Here is a 24513-nt window from a genome sequence, read left to right as displayed (position 1 = left end):
TTATTTCTTTTTTGGTAAATATTCTAAAACTAATCGTTGATTTGGGTTTAGGTATTTTTTTGCAGCAGCTCTAATTTCTTCACGAGTAATAGAACGGAAAATATCAATTTCGGTGTTTATTAAATTGGTATCGCCATATAATACGTTAAAACGTGCTAAAGAATTTGCAACACCTTCAACACTTGCGTTAGCGTTTACAAAATCATTTTCAAATTTATTTTGTAATTTTTGATAGGCTTTTTCTGAAATTAAATTGGTTTGGATTTTTACAATTTCTTCATCAATTTCTTTGGTTAAATCAGTTAAAGAAGTTTTTCCTAAAGGAAGCCCATACACCACGTAAGTTCCGTAATCTTCTTGGCTAACACTAAAAGCACCAACTTGTAATGCCATTTTTTTAGTATCGACTAATTTTTTATATAAAACAGAACTTTTTCCATCACTTAAATAGGTTGAAATCATGTCTAAAACTCTTGCTTCTCTACTTTTCATAGAAGGAGTTCTGTAGGCATTTACAATTGCTGGAATTTGAATATTCGCATCATAGGCCTTGGCATTTATTTGTTTGGTGATTGGGTCTTCTTTTACAAATTTTCTTGTTATTTCGGCACCTCTAGGGATGTTTCCAAAATAAGCTTCTACTAATTTTTTAGTTTTTTTGATATTGATATCACCAGCAACCACTAAAGTAGCATTATTAGGAACGTAGAATTTTTTATTAAAGGCTAAAAATTCGGCTAAAGTAGCGTCGTCTAAATGCTTCATTTTACCAATAGTTGTTCCTTTATAAGCATGCTTTTTGAAAATATTCTTTTTAACATTTTCTAAGAAGCTTCCATACGGCTGATTGTCAACACGCATTCTTTTTTCTTCTTTTACAACTTCGTTTTGAGTGTCAACACCGCCTTGATTAATTACAGGGTGTAATAAACGTTCCGACTCCATCCATAAACCTAATTCTAGGTTGTTTGAAGGGAATACTTCGTAGTAATAGGTTCTGTCATCGGTGGTATTTGCGTTGTTTTTTCCTCCGTTAGATGAAACAATTTTAAACCAGTCTCCTTTTTTAATATTTTTTGTTCCTTCGAACAATAAGTGTTCGAAAAAATGTGCCATTCCTGTTCTGTTTGGCTGTTCATCTTTTGCTCCAACATGATACATTACTGCTGTTGTTACTACAGGGGCTGCCTTGTCTTGATGCAAAATTACATGCATTCCGTTGCTTAAATCGTACTCTTTAAATTCGACTTTTTGAGCAGTAGCATAAAAGCCAACAAGTAAAGCCATTGAAAGAGTTATCATACTTTTTTTCATGGATATTTTTTTTAGTTTTTAACTGATTTTTATATAGGACGTGAAGTTAGACTGTTTGTTACATATTATGATATCTAGATTTTAATAAGGCTATTTTTTAACATTTTTTTGTGATTTCTATGTTTTAATAAGGCTTTTTTTTAGTTGAAAAATATTTTTATAAGAGCCTGTTTAAAAATTAAATAAGCTGTCAGTTCGAGTGATTTTTTTCCTTCAAAAAAATTGTATCGAGAATTTTTTTAGCATGAAATTCATTAATATAAAAGAGTTCAAATTCTCGATACAATTTTAATTCCTTCTAGTCATTAAAATCACTCGAATTGACAAGAATCATCAAAAAAAAGGGGAGAACTACGGCAAATCAGGATGCGAACCTGAAATGAATTCAGGTTGACCGATGCAATTTCTTATTATTCTGTTACAATTTTTTTTAAAATGAAATTTAAACAGGCTCTAAATAAATTTTTGAAATATCTTAAATATGATGATGATGCTTAGCCCCGATTGTAGCAATTGTTTGAGCTCCTTTTTTGATTTTTTTTCAAAAAAGAGCGAGTGCGGAAAGCGGGAAATAGCTCCAAAAAAAAATAAGTATGAATTCAAATGTTTTGATAGATAGGTTATTATTGCTTTTTTAAGAAGTAAATACTTGTTTTGATGCAAATTAGTAGTAATTTTCTGAGCTTTAGATTGTTTGTTATTTTTATACAACGTATATTTGCACCCTCATTTTCATGAGGAAAATGTAAACTAATAACGCAAAACAAAAAGTATGTACGCAATCGTAGAGATAGCAGGGCAGCAATTTAAAGTAGCAAAAGACCAAAAAGTATACGTACACCGTTTACAAGCAGCAGAAGGATCAAATGTAACATTTGAGAACGTTATGCTAATTGCAGACAATGGTAACGTAACTATTGGCGCCCCAGCTATAACAGGTGCAGGAGTAACTGCAAAAGTATTACGTCACTTAAAAGGTGATAAGGTAATCGTTTTCAAGAAGAAAAGAAGAAAAGGTTACAAAAAGAAAAACGGACACAGACAGTATTTAACTGAAATTCAAGTTGAATCTATCGTTGCTTCTGGAACTTCTAAAGCTGCTCCAAAGGCTGCTAAAGCTGCACCAAAGAAAGCTGCGAAAAAAGCTTCTAAAGCCGATGATTTAACAAAGATTGAAGGTGCTGGACCTAAAGCTGCTGAAGCTTTAGTGAACGCAGGAATCGATACTTTTGCGAAAGTTGCAAAACAAGACCCAGCTACATTAAGTAAAATTTTAGTAGAAGCTAGTTCTCGTTTATCTCACTTAGTTACTACTACTTGGCCAAAACAAGCGCAATTAGCTGCTGATGGTGAGTGGGATGTTTTAAAAGTGTTACAAGACAAGTTAGACGGAGGAATTGAAAAATAATCCCGTACAAGTTTAATCTAAAAAAATCAAAATAAGATGGCTCATAAAAAAGGTGTCGGTAGTTCGAAGAATGGTAGAGAATCAGAATCGAAACGATTAGGAGTAAAGATTTTTGGAGGACAAGCTGCTATTGCAGGTAATATTATTGTTCGTCAAAGAGGTACAACACACAATCCAGGTAAAAATGTTTACATGGGGAAAGATCATACTTTACATGCTAGAGTTGATGGTGTTGTTGCTTTCAGAAAGAAAAGAAATGACAGATCATACGTTTCTATAGTTCCTTTCGAGGCTTAAGAAATTTCTGATTACATATATTAAAGCTCAAACAATTTATTGTTTGAGCTTTTTTATGCGCTAAATTTAAAATATTGTGCATAAAAAAAAGCACCACCTTATTAGAGTGATGCTTTTGTTTACGATCAATTTTGATTAATCCCCCAATTTATCAAAATGATTTCCCATGTATATTATATAGATGCAAATATCTTTAAAAAAGATGTCAGAAAAAAGAACTTATGTATAAATGGTATCAATTTATGTATGGATGGTTTTTATTTTAATTTTAAGCACTTTCCCTTTTTTTAAATAGTGTTTTTCAGCTTTTTGTGTTCTTATTTAGCCTAATATCGATTATATTTGAGGTAAAATTTGATGTATGTTACGAGCTGTAATTGTTGATGACGAGCCTAAGGCAATAGAAGGACTTTTGTGGGAATTGTCTAGTTTTAATGATGACCTAGAAGTTATACAAACATTTACTCAAGCAGAAGAGGCTATAAAATATATAAATAATAATGCGATTGATTGTCTTTTTTTAGATATTGAAATGCCAACAATGGATGGTTTTCAATTGTTAGAAAGGTTAAATAGAAAAGATTTTGCCATTGTTATTACAACTGCTTATAGTGAATATGCTATAAAGGCTTTAAAAAATGATGCAATTGATTATTTATTAAAACCCATAGATTCTGATGATTTAGAGGTAACATTAAATAGGGTTAAAAATTATCATGAAAAAAGTAATAGCAGTGAAAAAATTGAACAAATACTTTCTAATTTTAATAACAAATTTAACAAAAGAAAAATTACAATTAATACCGATGGAAAACTCATCTTTTTAAAACAATCGGAAATTGTATTTGTAGAGTCGGACGGAAACTATTGTTCTATTCATACCATTAATAATAAAAAAATTGTGGTAACAAAAAAACTAAAAGAAATAAATGCACTACTTCCTGAAGAGCATTTTTTTAGAATTCACAATTCATTTATTATCAACTTAAATAAATTAAAGCAATTTATAAAATCGGACGGATATGTTATTTTAGAAGACAATCATAGAATCCCTGTTTCTCGTCAAAAGAAATCAGACTTTTTAGAAAAATTTTAAAGCTATTTTTATGAAAATAATCAGTTTTATAATTTTCTTGTTTTTCTGTACACTACCGATTTGTTTAGCGCAAAAAAATGGAGATAGTTTATTTTTAAATACTGTCAGTAAAAAAGAAGCAGCCTTTTTTAAGTCTAAAAAAATAGCAAAGCTTAAAGCTGCACTAAAACAGGTTAGAATTGTAAAAAACAATGCCGAAACGCTTGTAATATTAAACAAGTTAGGTAATGCTTATAACCAACAAGACAACATTCGAGAAGCATTAAATTACCATCAAGAAGCTTTAGATATTATAGCCAATATAAAAAGTAAAAACAACGATGTTAAACACAGTGCTAGTATTGCGATAAATAGTATTGCAACTATTTATATATCCTTAAAACAATATGAAAGAGCGTTAGATTTATTTAATCAATCGATTCCTATACAGGAAGAAGTAGGTAATATTAGTGGCTTAGCAAGTAGTTATCAACAGCGAGGGCTTGCATATCAAAAAACAGGAAATTTAGATAAAGCATTGGCTGATTTTAAAAAATCGTTAGGCTATAACACACTTAATAAAGATAAATTAGTAATGATAATTTGTCATAATAGTATTGCCAATGTTTTAATTATAAAAGGACAGTATAAAGCTGCTCACAGCTGTTTAGTTGAAATACAAACACTTGCTGAAGATATTGGAAATAGCGATATTTTATCAAAAGTCTACAGCAGTTTAGGCTGGGTTTTTTTGAAATTAAAAGAAGATAAAAAGGCTGATTATTATTTGAAAAAATCATTAGAAATAGGATTAAAAGATACTAATTTATCAAATTTAGAAAATTGTTATAATCATTTATCGGAATTAAATAAACAAACAGAAAATTATAAGGCGGCATTAAATTACTATCAAAAATCAATTGAAATAGCTAAAAAAAGATTTAATAATAAAGATATTCGCTATGTAAATAGTCTTATTAATAAATACGATATTGAAGTAAGTGCTAATAAAATAAAGAGTTTAGCGATTGAAAATAAAATAGCTAAAATAAAGAACATCCGAAATAGAAATATTTTAATTATAGTATTAATGTTGCTTGCTTTTTTTGGATTTTTGCTATATTCAATGTACAGACAGCGCTTGTTAAAAAATGAAAAACAAATATTACTGTTAGAGCAAAAGACCTTAAGAATTCAGATGAATCCGCACTTTGTGTTTAATGCCTTGAATTCGATTAAATTGTATATTATTAATAACGAACAAAAAAATGCGGTGTATTATTTGAATAAATTTTCAAAACTAATGCGCAATATTTTAGAATCGACTATTATAAAAGAAGTTACTTTAAGCGAAGAGCTCAGAACAATGAACCTATATATGAGTATTGAAAATATACGGCTTTCAAATGCTATAATATATACCCAAACTATTAACGAATCTGTAAATTTAGAAAGGATTAAAGTTCCACCATTAATTTTACAGCCTTTTTTAGAAAATGCCATTTGGCACGGCTTATCATCAAAAATAGGAAGTAAAAAACTAGAAATATCTGTTGTTAAAATAGCCAAAGAATTTATTAAAATTGAAATAGAAGACAATGGTATTGGTAGAAAAGAAGCACTTAGAATTAAAAATAATAAAACGTTAAACAGAAAATCAATAGGAATTTACTTAACCAAAGAACGTTTGAAAAATTTTTCGACACAATTTCAAAATGAGTATTCGTTGGTTTATATTGATTTGGTTGATGAAAATGGTAAGGCAAAAGGCACAAAAGTTTCCTTGAAAATACCTTTGCATTAAAACTAAAAAAAGCGCTCTTTTCGAACGCTTTTTTTAGTGATTTATTTTTTGAATTTCAGAACTTCAGAACGTCCTTTTTTGAAGATTTTATTACTAGCATGTGTACCTTTTCGTAATGCTTTTTGTTCTTCCCAAGATAATTGAATGATTTCTTGACAATCGGTTGAACAGGTATTTTCTGTTTTTTCAGCACATTCATCACATTGAATAAACAATAAATGACAACCTTCATTGGCACAGTTTGTATGCTCATCACAAGCTTTTCCACATTGATGACAATTAGAAACTACGTCATCGGTAATTCGTTCGGCTCTTCTGTGGTCGAAAACAAAATTTTTACCAATAAATTTATTTTCGATTCCTTCGTCTTTTACCTGACGCGTATATTCAATAATTCCGCCTTCTAGCTGAAAAACATTTTTAAAACCTTTGTGCTTGTAATAGGCCGATGCTTTTTCGCAACGAATACCACCAGTACAATACATCAATAAATTTTTATCTTCTTTGTTGTCTTTTAAATCTTGTTCAATAATATCTAACGAATCTCTAAAAGTATCAACATCAGGTGTTACTGCGCCGTCAAAATGACCAATTTCACTTTCGTAATGATTTCGCATATCTACACAAACCGTGTTTGGGTTTGCTAGCATTTCATTAAAATCTTTGGCGTTTAAATGCACACCTTTGTTGGTTACATCAAAAGTTGTATCGTTTAAACCATCGGCAACAATCTTGTTACGAACCTTTACTTTTAATTTTAAAAACGATTTATTATCGTGTTCAACAGCTACGTTTAATCGAATATCTTTTAAAAATGAAATCGCATCTAATTGTTCCTTTAAGGCTAAGAAATTTTCAGAAGCTACTGATATTTGGGCGTTAATTCCTTCGTAAGAAACGTAGGTTCTACCTAAAACATCTAATTCGTTCCATTCTAAGAACAATTTATCTCTAAAAAGTTGAGGATTTTCTATTTTATAATACTGATAAAATGAAATAGTAATACGGTCTTTTCCTGCTTCGTCTATTAAAGCAGCACGCTCATTGGCGCTTAATTTATTGTACAGTTGCATGCTATACTTGTTTTTAAGTGATACAAAATTTGATGATTTATTTAAAAAATCAGTACAAATATACTTGTTTTTTGTGTTTTATTGTTTGAAAATAGACTTTTTGCAGTAATTTGATTTTTTTTAAGTGTTTATTTAAAATATCATAGCAAACAGGCAAAAATGATTCGTTTTTTTTAAATCTTTGTCTTAATAAATACATTAGTTTTAGTAACTTATTATAAAATAATAAAAATGAAAGTAGCAGTTGTAGGAGCCACAGGAATGGTCGGTAATGTAATGTTACAAATATTAGCAGCACGTAATTTTCCTGTAACAGAATTAATTCCTGTTGCATCGGAACGTTCGGTAGGAAATAAAATTGAATTTAAAGGAACCCAATATAGTGTTGTAGGTTTGCAAACAGCGGTGGATATGAAACCCGATGTAGCATTATTTTCAGCAGGAGGAGAAACCTCTTTAATTTGGGCGCCTAAATTTGCCGAAGTAGGAACTACCGTTATTGATAATTCATCGGCATGGAGAATGGATGATACCAAAAAATTAGTAGTGCCTGAAATTAACGGAAATTTTTTAACTGCTGAGGATAAAATTATAGCAAACCCTAACTGTTCAACCATTCAATTGGTAATGGCGCTAGGACCTTTACATAAAAAATATAAGATGAAACGTGTGGTCATTTCTACCTATCAATCGGTTTCAGGAACAGGTGTAAAAGCGGTGCAGCAATTAGATAATGAAGAGGCTGGAATTGATGGTGAAATGGTATATCCGCATCCAATTGGAAGAAACGCCTTGCCACATTGCGATGTATTTTTAGAAAACGGTTACACCAAAGAAGAAATGAAATTGGTTAAAGAACCAAAGAAGATTTTAGGCGATGATTCTTTTTCTGTAACAGCAACCGCAGTTCGAATTCCTACGGCAGGCGGACATTCAGAAGCTGTAAATGTGCAGTTTGAAAATGATTTCGATTTAGAAAAAGTACGTGAAATTTTAGGTAAAACCGACGGTATAATTGTACAAGATGATGTGCAAAATAATGTATATCCGATGCCAATTTTGGCACACAATAAAGATGAAGTTTTTGTAGGACGAATCCGAAGAGATGAATCGCAATCAAACACCTTAAATATGTGGATAGTTGCTGATAATTTACGAAAAGGAGCAGCTACAAATACGATTCAAATTGCCGAATATTTAGTGGCTAATAAGTTGCTTTAGTTTTAAGAGATAATTTAATAGGTTGCTTAATTTTAGAGCCTGTTTTATATAGAGCTAAAATCCTGTGTTTATAGCACAGGATTTTTTTACTTTTGAAACATGAATAAAAATCAGATAATAGAAAACACAATTGCCTTTGTAAAAAAAACCTTGCAAGGAGCAGAAGCCGGGCATGATTGGTTTCATATAGAACGTGTTTATAAAAATGCGTTGTTAATTGCTAAGGATGAAAAGGTAGATGTTTTTATAGTATCGTTAGGTGCTTTACTACACGATATTGCCGATGCTAAATTTTATAATGGCGATGAAACAATTGCTCCTAAAATGGCACGTCAATTTTTAGAAAATCAGCAATTAAATGAATCAATAATTCTTCATATAGAAAATATTATTAAACATATTTCTTTTAAAAATAGCTTAGATAAGTTGTCATCAGCTCAAAAATTTAGCTCCCCAGAATTGGCGGTAATTCAAGATGCTGATAGGTTAGATGCAATTGGCGCTATCGGAATTGCCCGTTGTTTTAATTACGGAGGTTTTAAAAATAGAGGTTTATACGACCCTGAAATACCCGCAAATTTAAAGATGACAAAAGCTGAATATAAAAATTCAACCGCCCCAACAATTAATCATTTTTATGAAAAATTATTGCTTTTAAAAGATAAAATGAATACTAAAACAGCTAAAAAAATTGCGCTTGCTAGACATGAATATATGCAGGGTTTTTTAACCCAATTTGATGCTGAAATTAATGGTGTATTGTAATTTTTAGAGCTTATTAGAATATAAAAAAGCAGCTAGAAAACTAGCTGCTTCTAAAAAAATAATAAATTACAGGCAATTACTTACCAGTAAAATTAGGTTTTCTTTTTTCTAAAAAAGCCGTTGTTCCTTCTTTAAAATCAGCTGTAGAAAAAGAGTCACCGAATTCTGAAATTTCAGTTTCGTAACCGTTAATTCCGTCTTTAAAATTATCGTTAATAGCGCTAATTGCAGCACTAATTGCCACCGATGAATTGCGCATTATTTTACCTGCTAATTTTTCTGCTAATGGTAGTAATTCCTCTTGAGGAACCACATAATTTACCAAGCCCCAATTTTTTGCTTCTTCAGCAGATATCATTGCTGCGGTCATAATTAATTCCATTGCTTTTCCTTTACCTATTAATTGAGGTAAGCGTTGTGTACCGCCATAACCAGGAATTACGCCTAAAGATACTTCTGGTAATCCCATTTTAGCATTGTCTGATGCTATTCTAAAATGACATGCCATTGCCAATTCTAATCCGCCACCCAAGGCAAAACCATTAATGGCTGCAATTACTGGTGTAGCTAAATTTTCAACCACATCAAATAATGATTCTTGTCCTAAGCGTGCTAATTCTTCTCCTTTTTGGCTGTTGAAATTTGCAAATTCGGCAATATCTGCACCTGCTACAAAGGCTTTTTCTCCGCTTCCAGTAATAATGATTGTTTTTATAGTCAGATCATCTTCTAAACTTTCAAAAGCAGTACTTAATTCCTCAATGGTAGCGCTATTTAAAGCATTTAACTTTTTAGGTCTGTTAATGATAATTGTTGCTAATCCGTTAGTAGTTTTTACTAAAATGTTTTCGAAATCCATAAAATTCATTAAATTTAGGTGTTAAGTTTTAGGTAAAATTACGGTAAAAATAGTTCCAATTCCTTGGGTTGATGTAAAGTAAATAGAACCATCATAGGCTTCAATTATATTTTTTATCATGGCTAAACCTAAGCCCATTCCACTTGTTTTGGTGGTAAATTTAGGTTCAAAAATTAACTCTTTATTTTCGGCAGCAATGCCTTTTCCGTTATCAGAAATGGTGATTTTTACGTTATTTCCATCAGAAGTTACTTTTACTTCAATTCTCGGATTTTTTTCATCTTCTTTAATTGCTTGTGTAGCGTTTTTAACTAAGTTTGTTAAAACTCTAATTAATTGTGTTTTATCTAAATAGGCAAATAATTCGGGTTCTTTTGGAATAAAATAAATGTAATCTTCGGTAAAAATATCTAACGAATGTTTTACAACATCTACGACATCGAGTTTTTCACGACGCTGTGTGGGCATTTTTGCAAAATCTGAAAATGCAGAAGCAATAGCGCTCATTACATCAATTTGTTGAATAAGTGTTTCGCTGTATTCGGCTAGTTTGTCTTTAATTTTTGGATCTTCAGGATTAAATCTTCTTTCAAAACTTTGTACCGATAAGCGCATCGGTGTTAGCGGATTTTTAATTTCATGTGCCACCTGTTTTGCCATTTCTCGCCAGGCTTGTTCTCGTTCGCTTTTGGCTAGTTTTACGGCGCTTTCCTCTAGCTGATCAATCATATTATTATACGAATCAACTAATGAATTTATCTCTGAACTAGCTGAATTTAAAGTGATTTTTTCGTTTCGTTGATTTAATCTCGTTTCTTTAATTTTTTCAGAAATCGTTTGAATAGAGCGTGTAATATAGCTCGATAAAAAATACGCCAATGCAATAGCAATGACAAACATCAGTAAATAAACTAGTAATAAACGCGATATAAATTCTCGTAATTCCTGCTTTTGTTCTTCGTTATCTTGGGCTATTTGCAGCTCTAAAAGTCCAATTCGTTTAAAGCGGGTATCGTTTATATACGTATATGATGATTGATAGGTAATTCCTTTATTATTTCGGCTTTTTAAAATTTTATGATTGGAGTTATTAGCCAGTTCAGTAACAATTTCTGTGGTTAAATTGGGGGCTTTTTTTTGATCAAAATTATAGGGAATTGACGATTTTAAAAGCCGCCCATTCATGTCGTACATTGACACGGTTAATTTATGAACATAGGCGATATCGTAAATTCGGTCTTGAAATATTTTGGCTAAATTATCGGTGGTAATCGGGTAGGTTGTTTTGCGTTTTAACTCAATTTCTATATCGTGTTTTGTGGCACTTTCTTTTCGGTTAAAACGCTGAATATTATAGTCTTCGGTTTGTTCGCCATATTGAATTATGGTTACTGTAACAATTAAAACCGATGCCAATAATACCAATAATATCATGGAAAGGAAAATTCTAATTCGTAAAGATATGTTATGGATGTTTAGCAAGTTGTATGGTTTTATTTGTTGGTGTAATTTTATAATTAAATTTTTTCTTCTTTTGTATGTAAAAGACGTGTTAATTTAATAGATAAATCTAACAAAATAATTTTAGGGTTTCCGTTTCTTTCAATATGATATTGCGCATCATTTAGTTCTTTATCAATAATTAAAATATTTCCGCTATGTATAAAAGGTGCAAATTTTTCTAATTTAAAATTAGGCGTTTTTGTTTCTAAAAAGACCAAATCATTTGCGCCATAATTTAATAATAATGCTTGTCTAAAAAATTGTAAGCAATATTGTAAAAACTGTTTTTGTGTTTCTCGCCCTGCTTTTGCAATGGTTTCTGACCATTCGATTAAATCTTGAATAACAGCCGCATTTCCTTTGGCTTTAAAAGCGGCACGAATCCAAGTAATAAACCATTGTTCAAAAATTAAATCGTTCGAATTATTGTTTAAAATATGCAGTGCTTTGTTGTAATTTCCTTCGGATTGATGCGCTATTTTAATGGCTTCATTTTCTGATATCTGGTTGTTTTTAACCAAGGCGTTGGCAATATCAGCTTCGCTTAAAGCAGGGAAATTTAATGCCTGACAGCGCGATTTTATGGTGTTTATAATTTGCTCTTCATCTTCAGTAATCAGTATAAAAACCGTTTTTTCGGGCGGTTCTTCAATAAGTTTTAATAATTTGTTTGCCGAAGCGATATTCATTTTTTCTGCCATCCAAATTATCATCACTTTAAAACCACCTTCGTATGATTTTAATTGCAGTTTTTTAACAATATCAAAAGCTTCATCAACCCCAATTTGTCCTTGTTTATTTTCAACCCCAATTTGTTGCGACCAATTAAAAAGACTTCCGTAGGGTTGTTTTTCAATAAAAGAACGCCAATCGGCTAAAAATAAATTACTAACAGGGTGTTTTTTTACCGCATCGTTGGTGGTTACAGGAAAGGCAAAATGCAAATCAGGATGTTGTAATTTGTTGCATTTTAAATTGCAAGCATCCGCATTATTTGACGAATTACATAGCAAATACTGGGCGTAGGCAATTGCCATAGGCAGCGTTCCTGAACCCTCTTTACCAACAAAAAGTTGTGCGTGAGGTATTCGGTTGTTATCCGCAGATTGCTGTAAATGTTTTTTAATATGTTCTTGCCCTATAATTTTATCGAAAGTCATGCAACAAATATAAGATTTCAAATAATAGCACAATACACCAAGCAATCAATAAAAAGAAATAGCAAGATTGTTACAGGCTTATTGTTTAGAATCGTTCTATTTTAGTATCTTTGCTAGTCAATATTATACGTATTATTTTGAGTTCAATTGCAAGTTTACAAATTGGTGAGAGTGGAATTATATCCGAAGAATCATTAGATGTTATTCCTTTAAAATTATTAGAAATGGGCTGTTTGCCTGGAACAGAAGTCGAATTACTGCAAATTGCACCCTTAAAAGATCCGATATATATCTGCGTAAACGGAAGCCATTTAGCAATTCGAAAAGAGATGGCTAGCCAAATTTTAATTACCAAAATTTAACGGATATAATCAATGAGTAAACGTATAAAAGTAGCATTAATAGGAAACCCGAACACAGGAAAGACCTCTTTATTTAATCAATTAACAGGCTTAACTCAAAAAGTTGGAAATTATCCTGGGGTTACAGTTGATAAAAAATCAGGAACTTGCCAATTATCAGAAAATAGTACAGCAATTATTACCGATTTACCAGGAACTTACAGTATTAATCCAACTTCGATGGATGAAAGTATTGTTTTAAAAAGTTTGCTAACGGTAAAAAATGAAAAACCAACAGTTATTGTTATTGTTGCCGATGTTGAAAATTTAAAGCGTAACTTATTGCTTTTTTCTCAAATTCAAGATTTAGAAATTCCGATCATTTTAGCCTTAAATATGGCGGATCAAATGAAAACTAAAGGGATTTCTATTGATATTGAAAATTTAGAAAAAGAATTACATACCAAAGTGGTTTTAATATCTGCTAGAAAAAATCAAGGAATTGATGTTTTAAAACGAGCAATAGAAAACGTTAAAAATTTAGAAGTATATTCTAATTTTAAGGAAATCACCACTAAAATTGATGCTGATTATTTTGAAGAATTAGCTCAAAAAAGCACTAAGTTTTCAGTCTATGAATTATGGATGATGCTTACAAAACAGCATACCTCTTTACTTTATTCAACCGAAAAAAAAGCCTTAGAATTGTTTAGCCATGATGTATCTAAACAAAAAAAATACCAGCACAAAGAAACCATTTATCGCTATCAGAAAATAAATGATACTTTAAAGAAAACCTATCAAATTGACGCTTCAAAAGCAACAGATATTCGTTCAAAATTAGATACTATTTTTACCCATAAAATATTCGGATATTTCATTTTCTTCGGATTATTATTATTGATATTTCAATCGGTTTTTGAGTGGGCATCTGCTCCGATGGATTTTATTGACGGTTTATTTGCGAGTATTTCAGACCTTGCCAAATCGAATTTACCAGCAGGAATGTTTACCGATTTGTTATCCGAAGGAATTATCCCAGGAATAGGCGGGGTGCTTATTTTTATTCCGCAAATAGTTATTTTATTTTTTTTCATCGCCATTTTAGAAGAAACAGGCTATATGAGTCGGGTGGTTTTTTTAATGGATAAAATTATGCGTCGTTTTGGAATGAGTGGTAAAAGTGTTTTTCCGTTAATTTCGGGAACAGCCTGTGCGATTCCTGCAATTATGGCAACCCGAACAATTACTAGCTGGAAAGAGCGTTTAATAACCATTTTAGTAACACCATTTACTACCTGTGCGGCGCGTTTGCCGGTATATGCTATTTTAATTGCACTGATAATTCCTGATACTAAATTGTTTGGTTTTATAGGTTTACAGGGTTTAACTTTGTTAGGATTGTATGCGCTTGGTTTTGGTTCTGCAATTATTGGTGCGTATATTTTACATAAAACATTAAAGATAAAAAACACCTCATTTTTTGTAATGGAAATGCCTAATTATAAAATTCCATCGGTAAAAAATGTGTTTTTTGATGTGTTGGAAAAAACCAAAGCCTTTGTTTTTGATGCAGGAAAAATTATTTTAGCGATTTCAATTGTATTGTGGTTTTTAGCATCTAACGGAGCTTCAAATTTTAAAAATGCCGAAAAAAATGTTACAGAAAATACAGCAAATAAGGAGTTATCAAAACAAGAGTTATCGCAAAAAATAGCTTCCGTAAAATTAGAAAATTCCTACATTGGAATGGCAGGAAAAGCAATCGAACCAATTGTAAAACCGCTTGGTTATGATTGGAAAATAGGTATCGGATTAATTGCTTCTTTTGCAGCAAGAGAAGTTTTTATCGGAACCTTGGCAACTATTTATAGCGTTGAAAATAACGATGATAATATTGCTACGATTAAAGCAAAAATGGCCTCTGAAATAAACGAAGAAACGGGAGAAAAACGCTTCAATTTTGCTACAGGAATGTCATTATTATTGTTTTATGCTTTCGCAATGCAATGTATGGGAACTTTAGCAATTGTTAAAAGAGAAACTAAAAGTTGGAAATGGCCAATGCTACAACTTTTTGGAATGGGATCTTTGGCATATTTATCGGCTTTTTTAGCCTATCAAATACTACGATAATGCAAGAAATTATAACGTATATAGCTGTTGGTTTTGCAGTATTATTTTTAGTAAATAAATTTTTTATTAAAGATAAACAGCAAAAAGGCTGCGCTACGAATTGCGATTGTTCTTCATAGAAAAGAGTGTCTAATTTTGTTTTGAAATAAACAATTAATGTATTTTTGTGGTATTATAATTGATTATTTAGTTAAAATACAATTCATTTAAAATTAAAACATGAAAAAAACACTTTTAATAGCGGTACTTTTTATCGGTTCATTTGCACAGGCACAACAAGAAGTTAAGGTAGATCTTTTAGATGCTTTGGCGCTTAAAACAGTAGAAGTTTCTTATGAATATTACACTACCGAACGTTCATCAGTAGGGCTTTCAACATTGATTAATTTTGAAAAAAAATCCAAAGATTTTAGATATAATGAAAACTGGATGATTACGCCTTATTTCCGTCATTATTTTACAGATAATAGCAATTGGAATTATTTTGGAGAGGTTTTTATGGGAATTAACGGTGGTGAAAAAGACAAAAAAGTTGAAACAGCGGGAGTTGTTGAAAACATAGAAGAAAAATATACTGACGGTGCTTTAGGTTTGGCAATTGGATCTAAATATGTGTCATCAGGTGGTTTTGTACTTGATGTTTATGCAGGTTTAGGAAGAAATATGTTTACCTCAAAATCACCAGTTGTTGTTCCTAGAGTTGGTATCAATTTAGGATATAGATTTTAGAAATTTCATCTTTTTTTGATGAAAAATCAACAATAGAAAGTTAAATAAAACCCCCTATATACATCTTTTGAAAGATGTATATAGGGGGTTTTATTTCTAGTAGTAAAAGCCTTTTTTTAAGCGCTTTTTTGTTTTTTCATCTGAAAAATATTTGCTAGAATAAAACTGATAATTGCTGGTAAAACCCATCCTAAATTATGGGTTGCTAGTGGAATAAAATTTTTGATAGGCGCTAAAAGTTCTTTATCAATAATAAAATCTAAAACATCAGGAATACTAAAAAATAAGGTAACAAAAACCACTGCTTTAAAAACAATTCCTGAAGCATATTTATCAGCCAATAAGTTTAAAATAATTAAAACAATAGTCGTCGGATAAACAAGCATCAAGGCAGGTAGGGCAATATTTATAATATATTTTACGTCAAACTGCCCAACTAAAATACCTACAACACAAGCAAAAATAGCGGTTGCCATATAGGCTTTATCCGAATTTTTGCAAATTCCTTTTATATAATCTGCTGTTCCTGTAATAAGCCCAACCGCTGTGGTAAAACATGCCAAGGCAACCAAAACACCTAAAAATAAGGTTCCAATATTTCCTAAAGTTTGCGAACTCAAAGTGCTTAAAACTTCTGAACGAGTGGCATCATCGGCAAAAACAGTGTTAAATAATGCGCCGTTATAAATAAGCCCTGCGTAAATAACTAAAAGCCCTAAACCTGCTATAAAACCTGCTTTGGTAATTAAATCTTTTTTAACCTCGAAAGAGGTGTTTTTATTAAAATTCATCGAAACAACCAGCACGCCACCAACAACCACGGCGCCAATAGCGTCAAAAGTTTGATAGCCTTCAAGCAAACCGCTTACAAAAGGCGCATCGAATATTGAGGGGTTCATTGCGCTTGGCGTGGTAAATATTCCCACAATAATAATGGCTAATAATATAAATATAATTAAAGGAGTTAAAAACTTTCCTAATAAATCTAATACTTTATTTCTGTTCATTACAAAAATAAAAACCAAGCTGAAATATAGTAAACTTGTTATTAAAGAACTGCTTTCAAAATAAGGAGCAATTGCCATTTCGTGAGTAACCGAAGCGGTTCTTGGTGAGGGTAAAGCCACCGCAATTGCATAGACAATTAGGCAGTAAGCGCTACTAAAAATAGGCGATACTTTTTTACCAAAATCGTACATGGTTCCTTGTAGTTTTGCGTGGGCTAAAATTCCTAAAATAGGAATAAAAACGGCGGTAATAAAAAAACCAAGGGTTACCAAACTCCATAAATCAGCGGCATTTTTTCCTAAATAAGGAGGTAATATTAAATTTCCTGCGCCAAAAAACATAGAAAATAAAGCGAAACCTGTAACGTATATATCTTTCGTTTTGTTCATTTTTAAGTACTTTTATAAATATAAATAAGGGTGAAATTAAACCTAAAATCAATTAAAAATTAAAGGGGTTCAAAAGTATTAAAACTCTTCAAAAAACAATGCTTTTTTTTATATAAAACACCCTAAAATAGTAGTATTTTAAAATTTATGGAAAATTATATAATTTATAAAAATATTAAAATTTTTTATACCGAATCAGGTAAAGGAAACCCCCTTGTTTTATTGCATGGTTTTTTAGAAAGCTCCAAAATGTGGGAAGATGTGGTTTGTAATTTATCAAAAACAAATCGGGTAATTTACATTGATTTATTGGGGCATGGAAAAACAGATTCTCTTGCCGAAATTCATACAATGAAAGCAATGGCTTTGGCGGTAAAATCGGTTTTAAAAACCTTAAATATTGAGCAATTTTATATAGTTGGTCATTCTATGGGAGGCTATGTGGCATTGGCGTTGGCTGAAAAATATCCGAAGAAAATAAAAGGAATATGCTTGTTAAATTCAAGCGCATCAGCCGATGATCAAAACAGAAAAAAGTTACGTGAAAGAGCTTGTAAAATGGCAAAAACAAATTATGAAAGTTTGCTGAAAATGTCTATTTCTAATTTATTTACAGCAAAAAATAAGGCAGATTTTCCAGCAGAAATAGCACAAACAAAAAAAGAAGCTTTTAAAATTACGGCTCAAAGTTATATTTCGGCAAGCCAAGGAATGCGACTAAGAGCAAATACCGAAGCCGTTTTACAACGCATTGAAAACCGTTTAATTATTGCAGGAAAAAACGATGCAATATTAAATTTTAAAGAAATTTCTGAACAGGCAAAGCGCACAAACACACCTTTACACGAGCTTAGTGGCGGGCATATGAGTCCTATCGACAATAAAAAAATATTGTTAAAAATCCTTCAGAAATTTATTACAGATTAAGTTTTTTTGAAGCAATTTCCCGCTTTCCGCACTCGCTTTTTTTGTTTTTTAAAAGGAAAAACAAAAAAGAGCTCAAACAAATGCTTCAATCGGGGCTAGGCATTGTGCTTTATTTTATAGTAGATTTTGTAAATTAGCATCAAACTATTTTAAACATGCACATTCATCATTTAGCCAAAGAAACTTCAATTTTAAATAAATTTTTAACAGAAATAAGAAGCGTTGAAATTCAAAAAGATTCCATGCGTTTTCGTAGAAATATTGAACGAATTGGTGAAATATTAGGCTATGAATTAAGTAAAAAATTAGCCACTAAAACCAATCAAGTTACAACACCTTTAGGCGTAAAAGAAATAGAAACACCTGTTAACGATATTATTTTATGCTCTATTTTAAGAGCAGGATTGCCTTTGCATAACGGGTTGTTAAATTATTTTGATGATGCCGAAAATGCTTTTATATCGGCATACCGTCATCATCCGAATAACGATGACGAATTTGAAATTGTAGTAGAGTATTTTGCCTCGCCATCAATTGAAGGAAAAACCTTGTTGTTGGTCGATCCTATGCTTGCTTCGGGGCGTTCGTTAGTGGCGGTTTACGATGCTATAAAAAAATATGGAACACCAAAAGAAATTCAAATAGTATCGGTTCTTGGTTCATCGGAAGGGGTGGAATATATTAGTAAATTTTTCCCTGAAAACACTCATTTATGGATTGCCGATATCGATAACGAATTAAATAGTAAAGGATATATTGTACCAGGTTTAGGCGATGCTGGCGATTTAGCTTTTGGTACAAAAATGTAATATCATAAAAAATTAGCGACTATTGAACAGCTAAAAAACAACAATAATACGGCATCGGAAATCCAACTTTTTTGAAATAATTCTATTCCATTGGCTAAAATAATGGCTATCGGAAAAAAGAGAAATAACAATTCGGTGCCTGTTTTATGCGGTATTAAAAGTGCCGTAATTAAGGCAATAAATAAGTGAATACAGGTTAAAATCCAATTTTTTCTAAAGGTATTTAGTACCGATAATGCTTTTGGTGTTTTTAAAATTAGTGCATAAAATACTAAAACAGCTATAAATAGTATTGAAAATAAATGCTTTGTAGTTAAGTAAAAATCAATATTATACGATAAATTCCAATCAAATAATTGGTGAAAAAGCGGCATTTCATTATACCAAAAACAATAGGTAAAAAACAAAAAAACAACACTTATAAAGCCAATAAAAGGAGTTAATAATGTTTGATAGGTAAAGTGTTCGTGCAGGTAAATAGCGGTGTATAATAATACGGCAAAAAGCAAAGAGTAAGGCTCTATTAAAAAAGAAACCCCAAGCCATAATCCGCCGTCAAATAGCTTAAATAAGCTGTTTTTAGACGATTGTAAGCTGTAAATTTTTCGTGAAAAAAGTAAGATACTAAAAGCTACTAAAAAAGTTTTATCAAGATGAATAGCTTCAGGAAAAAAACCAAGAAGTAATACAAAAAATAAAAAGGCGTAAGAGTTGTCAAAGGTTAATTTATTTTTAGTAATTATAAAATTGAAAACACTAAAAATAAGCAAGATACCTATTATTTCTTTTGCTGTTTCTAAGGAAACTTCTTTGGTTACTAAGCTAAATGAGAAGTAACTTAAAAACAGTGCGAAAAGCACTATAAAATTAACAGGTTTTGATTTACCGAAAAAATTGGCTAACATAGTTTCTTTTTATACTTTTGCAAACATAAAGATAATCAAGTTATGTTAGGATTAAATATTTTTAGATTAATTGCAGATTTATTTACTTTTATATTACAACCTTTCAAATGGTTGCGATTAGAAGTTGCAAAAGGTGACTTAGGTTGGTGGACTTCAAATGCCGTTAACTGGGTTTTTATTTTAATTTTAATAGTGTTATTTGGATACTGGATGTCACAATCATTGGGTTTTCGAAAAAACGGAACTGAAGATAAAGCATAATTTACAGACATATTGGGAAGCAAAAATAAATTGAAACGTTTCAAAGAAAATGAAACGTTTGCAAACGTACTTCAACCTACGAGAGAAGAAGTAACAGGAAATTTTTCTTTAAAAGGAAAGTGGAACACCTTCTTTAAAAACGACAATCCTATAGTTTTAGAACTTGGTTGTGGTAAAGGAGAATATACCATTGCCTTGGCAGAAAAAAATCCAGATAAAAATTTTATCGGTATTGATATTAAAGGAGCTCGTTTTTGGCGTGGTGCTAAAACAGCTATCGAAAACGATATGCAAAACGTTGCCTTTATTAGAACCCAAATAGAATTAGTTGACCACATTTTTGCTGAAAATGAAGTTGATGAAATTTGGATAACTTTCCCTGATCCGCAAATAAAATATCAACGTACAAAACATAGAATGACCAACGCGACATTCTTAAAAAGATACGATCATATTTTAAAACAAGACGGTATCATGAACTTAAAAACCGACAGCGAGTTTATGCACGGTTATACTTTGGGTTTATTACATGGAGAAGGGCATGAAATTTTACATGCAAATCATAATGTTTACGTAAATGAAGGAGCACCAGAAGAAGTAACTTCTACGCAAACTTTTTACGAAAAACAATATTTAGAAAAAGGGAAACCTATTACTTATATCCGTTTTAAGTTAAAGTATTAACTTTATTTACGTGAGTAGTAATCAAAATTTTTTCGAAAGAGTTTACCAAGTATCAAGGTTAATTCCTTACGGAAGAGTAACTAGTTATGGTGCTATTGCAAGGTATTTAGGAGCAGCCAAATCGGCACGAATGGTAGGTTGGGCAATGAATAATTCACATACCAAAGATGTTCCTGCACACAGAGTTGTAAATCGAATTGGTTTGCTGACAGGAAAACATCATTTTGATGGAACAAACCTGATGCAGCAACTATTAGAAAGTGAAGGAATTGTTGTTATTGACAATCAAATACAAAATTTCGAAACTGTTTTTTGGAATCCAATAGATGAATTGTAAGCGGCTTTTAGTTAAAGCTCAAAAGAATATAAATGATATAAAAATAGGATTAAATCAATAATGATTTAATCCTATTTTTGTTTTTATAAGAATAATTAAGTGCTTATTTTAAAACAATTTTCTTTGTGATAGAACCTAAGTCTGTATTTAATTTAACAATATAAATTCCTGCTGATAAATGAGGAAGTAAAACCTGATTAATACCATTAGAGTTAATTTGTGTTTGAACTAATTCTTTTCCTAAAGTATTATATACTTTAACAACAGCTTTTCCTTGTAATCCTGAAATACTTATTTCTTTATCATCAGAATTGTAAATACTGATATTATTTAAATCATTTAAAATAGTATCAGTATTTAATTTTTTAGCCTGAGTATGTATGTAAAATTGCCCAATACCATTACTTTTTTCATCTAAAGAAATAGTATGTTCATTTTTAGAAAGATTAATAAAGGTCTTATTTTTTCTATCTTCTAAATAGATAGTAACATCTGTAGGTAGGTTTTTAGAATTAACAGCAAAGGTGATTTCTTCTTTAGCTTTAGCAATTAAACCAACAGGTATAACCGTGTTTTGGTAATTTGCATTGGGTAAAGTTTGAATTGCTAATTTTTCTCCTTTACTATCTGAAACTAATTGGGTAAAAACAGCAAACTTATTTTTAACACCACTAAATATACTGCTATCATAACCATTATCAAATCCTGTAGTTTTATTATCGATAAAAAATACTTTAGTCGATTTTTTAGCTTTATTATTAGCCACAGATAATTCAAAAGAAGGCGTAGGCGCTTGTCTTAAAAAAACATCTGTAGTTTGATGAGATAACATCGCTGGATAAACATTTATAGACCCTATAGCTCTAGCAAAAAAACCTTGAGTTGGTGCTACTTTAATAGGCTCGGCTAAGTTTTTTGTAATATACTCAGTACCATTCCATAGCCAAATTGTTTTTTCTTTAAGAAGAAGTGAATTATCCATATTACTAAAAAAAAGATTTGAATCTAAGTAGGCTAAATATGGGTTTCCAATTAAGGTAAAATCAGTAATTCCGTCAACAGGTTTGGTTACGGCTACATCACGAAACACTTTTCCTTTAAAAACAATACTAGAAGAACCTGGCTTTAACTTAACTGCCATTCCTAATTTATTATCTATTGCTCCAGTAGCGGTTTCACTTTTGTATTGCCAAGGGGTAGCAAGACTATTGTCATGTAAACCAATACCAATATTCGTTCCTGTTCCTGCAGCAAAATCGTTATCAGCAATAAGTGCTTCAAAGGTATGGTCTTCAATAGGAGATGCTATTAAATGCCAGTTAGAAGTAAGGTTTCGTTTGTAAGTAATATCACTAAAAATATTACCACCTTCAAGCAATATAGAACTTCCTGATTCAAAAATAAGGCTATTAAGAAAGATAAATCCACTTGATTTTGTAGGGTAATTTGTTAAACCACTAGGAATAATTACATCCGTTGAGTTTGGTGGAACAACGTTGTTATCCCAATTTGTATTGGTATCCCAATCATTATTAGTTGCCCCTGTCCATGTGTATTGTCCTTGTCCGTAGGTAGTACTAAAAGAACATACGCTTATGGCTACTGAAAATAATAATTTTAAAAAGTCTTTTTGTTTCATATTTTATATATTAGATATCACAAAATAAGCAAATAATGACCAAACCAAATAATTTTTAACAGTATTGCTTCTATTATATATTTAAAAATAAAATGTAAAAACAATTATCAACATCTAAAGCCTTTATTTTCTGCGGGCTAAAATGTATCTTTGTAACTTAGCATTAATTAAATTAAATACTCAAATGAGTTTTAAAAAACAAGATATATACAAAGCTTTAGAAACAATTACAGCTCCAGGAGAAGGTAAAAGTTTAGTAGAAAGCGAAAACATAAAAAACGTCGTTACTTTTGGTAAAGAAGTAATTGTTGATGTAACCATTTCAAACCCATCTTTACAAGCAAAAAAGAAAGCTGAGGTAGAAATAACCAAAGCAATTCACACAAATGTTGATGCTACTATTGACGTAAAAGTGAATGTAAAAGTGGAGGTTGTTCAAAAAGAAAATCCGAACGAAATTAAAGGAAAAGTAATTCCTAATATCAAAAATATTATAGCAATCGCTTCAGGAAAAGGAGGTGTAGGAAAATCGACCATAACCTCTAATATGGCAGTTTCTTTAGCTAAAATGGGCTTTAAAGTAGGTGTTTTAGATGCCGATGTTTACGGACCATCACAACATTTAATGTTTGATGTGGCTACTGAAAAACCATTGTCAGTAAAAGTAGACGGGCGTTCAAAAATGAAACCTGTTGAAAATTACGGCGTAAAATTATTATCATTAGGTTTCTTTACCGACCCTAATCAAGCCGTAATTTGGCGAGGACCAATGGCATCAAAAGCATTAAATCAATTAATTTTTGATGCAGATTGGGGCGAATTAGATTTCTTATTAATCGACTTACCTCCAGGAACAGGAGACGTACATTTATCAATCGTACAGGCAGTGCCAATCAACGGAGCCGTAGTGGTAAGCACCCCACAAAACATCGCCTTAGCAGATGCTAAAAAAGGAGTTGCAATGTTTCAACAAGAAAGCATTAATGTACCTGTTTTAGGAATTGTTGAAAACATGGCATATTTTACACCAGCCGAATTACCAGACAATAAATATTACATTTTTGGTCAAGGCGGAGCTAAAAATTTAGCAGAAGATATTAAAACAAGTTTCTTAGGTGAAATACCATTAGTACAAAGCATCCGTGAAGCAGGTGACGTAGGGCATCCAGTAGCATTGCAAGAAAATACGCCGCTAGAAAATGCCTTTAAAGACGTAACAAAAGCAATGGTTGCCGAATTGTTAAAAAGAAATGAAAATTTACCAGCTACCGAAGTGGTTCGTATAACCACTATGAGTGGTTGTAGCACTAAATAATAATAATTCAAAAGCAAGAGTATGACAGCAACAGAAATACAGCATAATGTAGAGAAAGCTTTAGAAGAAATCCGTCCTTTTTTAATAAGCGATGGCGGAAATATTAAGCTTTTATCTATAGAAAATAATATTGTAAAAGTTCAATTAGAAGGAGCTTGCAGCGGTTGTTCTGTAAACCAAATGACCTTAAAAAATGGTGTTGAAGCAACTATAAAAAAGTACGCACCAGTTATTGAACAAGTAATTAATGTGGCTTAAAAAGCTGATTTTTTTCATTTTTAGAGTCCTATAAACGTATTATTTTTGGGCGTTCGGGCGTGCTTTCGCTACTCGCTTTTTTTAAATAGAAAAAATTTAAAAAAGAGCTCAAACAAACCGCTCAATCACTAACGCATTGAATAGTTACCAAAAAATAAAATCTCACAGAATTTAAAGTCTGTGAGATTTAAAACAACAACAAATGATTACAACAGATATCTTAATAATAGGAGCAGGTCCAACAGGATTATTTACTGTTTTTGAAGCAGGACTGTTAAAATTACGCTGTCATTTAA

The 24513-nt window shown here is 31.3% G+C and carries 24 protein-coding genes; 16 read left to right on the top strand and 8 right to left on the bottom strand.

The features are described 5' to 3' along the window. On the bottom strand, positions 1 to 1314 hold the full coding sequence (locus AQ1689_RS03965) for a M16 family metallopeptidase (RefSeq protein ID WP_101913958.1): 1314 nt from the start codon (positions 1312 to 1314) through the stop codon (positions 1 to 3). Positions 1315 to 2086: 772 nt separating this feature from the next. Between AQ1689_RS03965 and rplU the strand changes: the two genes are divergently transcribed. The 4 genes from rplU (at position 2087) to AQ1689_RS03945 (ending at position 5898) form a co-directional block, all read left to right on the top strand. Beyond that, on the top strand, positions 2087 to 2722 hold the full coding sequence (rplU, locus tag AQ1689_RS03960; protein WP_101913957.1) for a 50S ribosomal protein L21: 636 nt from the start codon (positions 2087 to 2089) through the stop codon (positions 2720 to 2722). Between the two features lie 36 nt (positions 2723 to 2758). Continuing rightward, a complete protein-coding gene (gene rpmA / locus AQ1689_RS03955; protein ID WP_101913956.1) occupies positions 2759 to 3019 on the top strand; it encodes a 50S ribosomal protein L27 in 261 nt (86 codons plus the stop codon). Between the two features lie 361 nt (positions 3020 to 3380). Continuing rightward, positions 3381 to 4115: a LytR/AlgR family response regulator transcription factor gene (locus AQ1689_RS03950; RefSeq protein ID WP_101913955.1), complete on the top strand. Its 735-nt coding sequence runs from the start codon at positions 3381 to 3383 to the stop codon at positions 4113 to 4115. A 10-nt stretch (positions 4116 to 4125) separates the two neighbouring features. Then, positions 4126 to 5898, top strand: a complete 1773-nt coding sequence (locus tag AQ1689_RS03945) for a tetratricopeptide repeat-containing sensor histidine kinase (RefSeq protein WP_101913954.1) — start codon at positions 4126 to 4128, stop codon at positions 5896 to 5898. Positions 5899 to 5939: 41 nt separating this feature from the next. On the opposite strand, the gene trhO is transcribed toward AQ1689_RS03945, so the two are convergent. Next, positions 5940 to 6971 (bottom strand): oxygen-dependent tRNA uridine(34) hydroxylase TrhO, encoded by a 1032-nt coding sequence (gene trhO / locus AQ1689_RS03940; protein ID WP_101913953.1) that lies wholly within the window; start codon positions 6969 to 6971, stop codon positions 5940 to 5942. A 231-nt stretch (positions 6972 to 7202) separates the two neighbouring features. On the opposite strand from trhO, the gene AQ1689_RS03935 reads away from it, so the two are divergent. Beyond that, positions 7203 to 8192 carry an aspartate-semialdehyde dehydrogenase gene (locus AQ1689_RS03935; protein ID WP_101955252.1) on the top strand — a complete coding sequence of 330 codons (990 nt, stop codon included), beginning with the start codon at positions 7203 to 7205 and terminating at the stop codon, positions 8190 to 8192. A 99-nt stretch (positions 8193 to 8291) separates the two neighbouring features. After that, positions 8292 to 8957: an HD domain-containing protein gene (locus tag AQ1689_RS03930; RefSeq protein ID WP_101955251.1), complete on the top strand. Its 666-nt coding sequence runs from the start codon at positions 8292 to 8294 to the stop codon at positions 8955 to 8957. Between the two features lie 76 nt (positions 8958 to 9033). Here AQ1689_RS03930 and AQ1689_RS03925 read toward each other — a convergent pair whose 3' ends face one another. The 3 genes from AQ1689_RS03925 to AQ1689_RS03915 all read right to left on the bottom strand — a co-directional run bounded on the left by AQ1689_RS03925 (position 9034) and on the right by AQ1689_RS03915 (position 12479). Continuing rightward, positions 9034 to 9816, bottom strand: a complete 783-nt coding sequence (locus AQ1689_RS03925) for an enoyl-CoA hydratase/isomerase family protein (protein WP_101915037.1) — start codon at positions 9814 to 9816, stop codon at positions 9034 to 9036. Positions 9817 to 9837: 21 nt separating this feature from the next. Then, positions 9838 to 11250 carry a sensor histidine kinase gene (locus tag AQ1689_RS03920; protein WP_101915038.1) on the bottom strand — a complete coding sequence of 471 codons (1413 nt, stop codon included), beginning with the start codon at positions 11248 to 11250 and terminating at the stop codon, positions 9838 to 9840. An 83-nt stretch (positions 11251 to 11333) separates the two neighbouring features. Then, on the bottom strand, positions 11334 to 12479 hold the full coding sequence (locus tag AQ1689_RS03915) for a DNA polymerase III subunit (protein ID WP_101915039.1): 1146 nt from the start codon (positions 12477 to 12479) through the stop codon (positions 11334 to 11336). A 137-nt stretch (positions 12480 to 12616) separates the two neighbouring features. On the opposite strand from AQ1689_RS03915, the gene AQ1689_RS03910 reads away from it, so the two are divergent. The 3 genes from AQ1689_RS03910 to AQ1689_RS03900 all read left to right on the top strand — a co-directional run bounded on the left by AQ1689_RS03910 (position 12617) and on the right by AQ1689_RS03900 (position 15685). Then, positions 12617 to 12841, top strand: coding sequence for a FeoA family protein (locus AQ1689_RS03910; protein WP_058884017.1), 225 nt, complete (start codon positions 12617 to 12619; stop codon positions 12839 to 12841). A gap of 12 nt (positions 12842 to 12853) precedes the next feature. Then, positions 12854 to 14956 carry a ferrous iron transport protein B gene (gene feoB / locus AQ1689_RS03905; protein ID WP_101955250.1) on the top strand — a complete coding sequence of 701 codons (2103 nt, stop codon included), beginning with the start codon at positions 12854 to 12856 and terminating at the stop codon, positions 14954 to 14956. Positions 14957 to 15175: 219 nt separating this feature from the next. Next, positions 15176 to 15685 carry a DUF3575 domain-containing protein gene (locus AQ1689_RS03900; protein ID WP_058884019.1) on the top strand — a complete coding sequence of 170 codons (510 nt, stop codon included), beginning with the start codon at positions 15176 to 15178 and terminating at the stop codon, positions 15683 to 15685. A gap of 116 nt (positions 15686 to 15801) precedes the next feature. Here AQ1689_RS03900 and brnQ read toward each other — a convergent pair whose 3' ends face one another. Next, a complete protein-coding gene (gene brnQ / locus AQ1689_RS03895; RefSeq protein WP_101955249.1) occupies positions 15802 to 17082 on the bottom strand; it encodes a branched-chain amino acid transport system II carrier protein in 1281 nt (426 codons plus the stop codon). A 147-nt stretch (positions 17083 to 17229) separates the two neighbouring features. Here brnQ and AQ1689_RS03890 point away from each other — a divergent pair, with 147 nt between their 5' ends. Both AQ1689_RS03890 and upp read left to right on the top strand, forming a co-directional pair. Beyond that, positions 17230 to 18009: an alpha/beta fold hydrolase gene (locus AQ1689_RS03890; protein ID WP_101955248.1), complete on the top strand. Its 780-nt coding sequence runs from the start codon at positions 17230 to 17232 to the stop codon at positions 18007 to 18009. Between the two features lie 155 nt (positions 18010 to 18164). Continuing rightward, on the top strand, positions 18165 to 18818 hold the full coding sequence (upp, locus tag AQ1689_RS03885; RefSeq protein ID WP_101915044.1) for a uracil phosphoribosyltransferase: 654 nt from the start codon (positions 18165 to 18167) through the stop codon (positions 18816 to 18818). Positions 18819 to 18820: 2 nt separating this feature from the next. Here the strand turns inward: upp and AQ1689_RS03880 are convergent, their stop codons facing one another. Then, on the bottom strand, positions 18821 to 19723 hold the full coding sequence (locus tag AQ1689_RS03880; protein WP_101915045.1) for a DUF6427 family protein: 903 nt from the start codon (positions 19721 to 19723) through the stop codon (positions 18821 to 18823). A gap of 42 nt (positions 19724 to 19765) precedes the next feature. On the opposite strand from AQ1689_RS03880, the gene AQ1689_RS03875 reads away from it, so the two are divergent. Genes AQ1689_RS03875 through AQ1689_RS03865 form a run of 3 tightly spaced genes read left to right on the top strand, consistent with a single transcriptional unit; the run spans position 19766 to position 21005 of the window. Then, positions 19766 to 19984, top strand: coding sequence for a DUF6341 family protein (locus AQ1689_RS03875; RefSeq protein WP_101915046.1), 219 nt, complete (start codon positions 19766 to 19768; stop codon positions 19982 to 19984). Between the two features lie 12 nt (positions 19985 to 19996). Next, positions 19997 to 20668 carry a tRNA (guanosine(46)-N7)-methyltransferase TrmB gene (gene trmB / locus AQ1689_RS03870; protein ID WP_101915047.1) on the top strand — a complete coding sequence of 224 codons (672 nt, stop codon included), beginning with the start codon at positions 19997 to 19999 and terminating at the stop codon, positions 20666 to 20668. Between the two features lie 10 nt (positions 20669 to 20678). Further along, complete coding sequence (locus AQ1689_RS03865; protein WP_101955247.1) at positions 20679 to 21005, top strand: MGMT family protein; 327 nt, start codon at positions 20679 to 20681, stop codon at positions 21003 to 21005. A 103-nt stretch (positions 21006 to 21108) separates the two neighbouring features. Here AQ1689_RS03865 and AQ1689_RS03860 read toward each other — a convergent pair whose 3' ends face one another. Further along, the gene (locus AQ1689_RS03860; protein ID WP_101955246.1) at positions 21109 to 22644 is read right to left on the bottom strand and encodes a T9SS type A sorting domain-containing protein; all 1536 of its coding nucleotides are present in this window, start codon (positions 22642 to 22644) and stop codon (positions 21109 to 21111) included. Positions 22645 to 22828: 184 nt separating this feature from the next. On the opposite strand from AQ1689_RS03860, the gene AQ1689_RS03855 reads away from it, so the two are divergent. Both AQ1689_RS03855 and AQ1689_RS03850 read left to right on the top strand, forming a co-directional pair. Next, positions 22829 to 23959, top strand: a complete 1131-nt coding sequence (locus AQ1689_RS03855) for an Mrp/NBP35 family ATP-binding protein (protein WP_101915050.1) — start codon at positions 22829 to 22831, stop codon at positions 23957 to 23959. Between the two features lie 21 nt (positions 23960 to 23980). Continuing rightward, on the top strand, positions 23981 to 24217 hold the full coding sequence (locus AQ1689_RS03850) for a NifU family protein (RefSeq protein WP_058884028.1): 237 nt from the start codon (positions 23981 to 23983) through the stop codon (positions 24215 to 24217). Positions 24218 to 24513: the final 296 nt, after the last annotated feature.

It is taken from the genome of Tenacibaculum finnmarkense, assembly GCF_900239185.1.
Lineage (GTDB): Bacteria > Bacteroidota > Bacteroidia > Flavobacteriales > Flavobacteriaceae > Polaribacter > Polaribacter finnmarkensis.
This window is presented reverse-complemented; position numbering and strand designations above follow the sequence as displayed.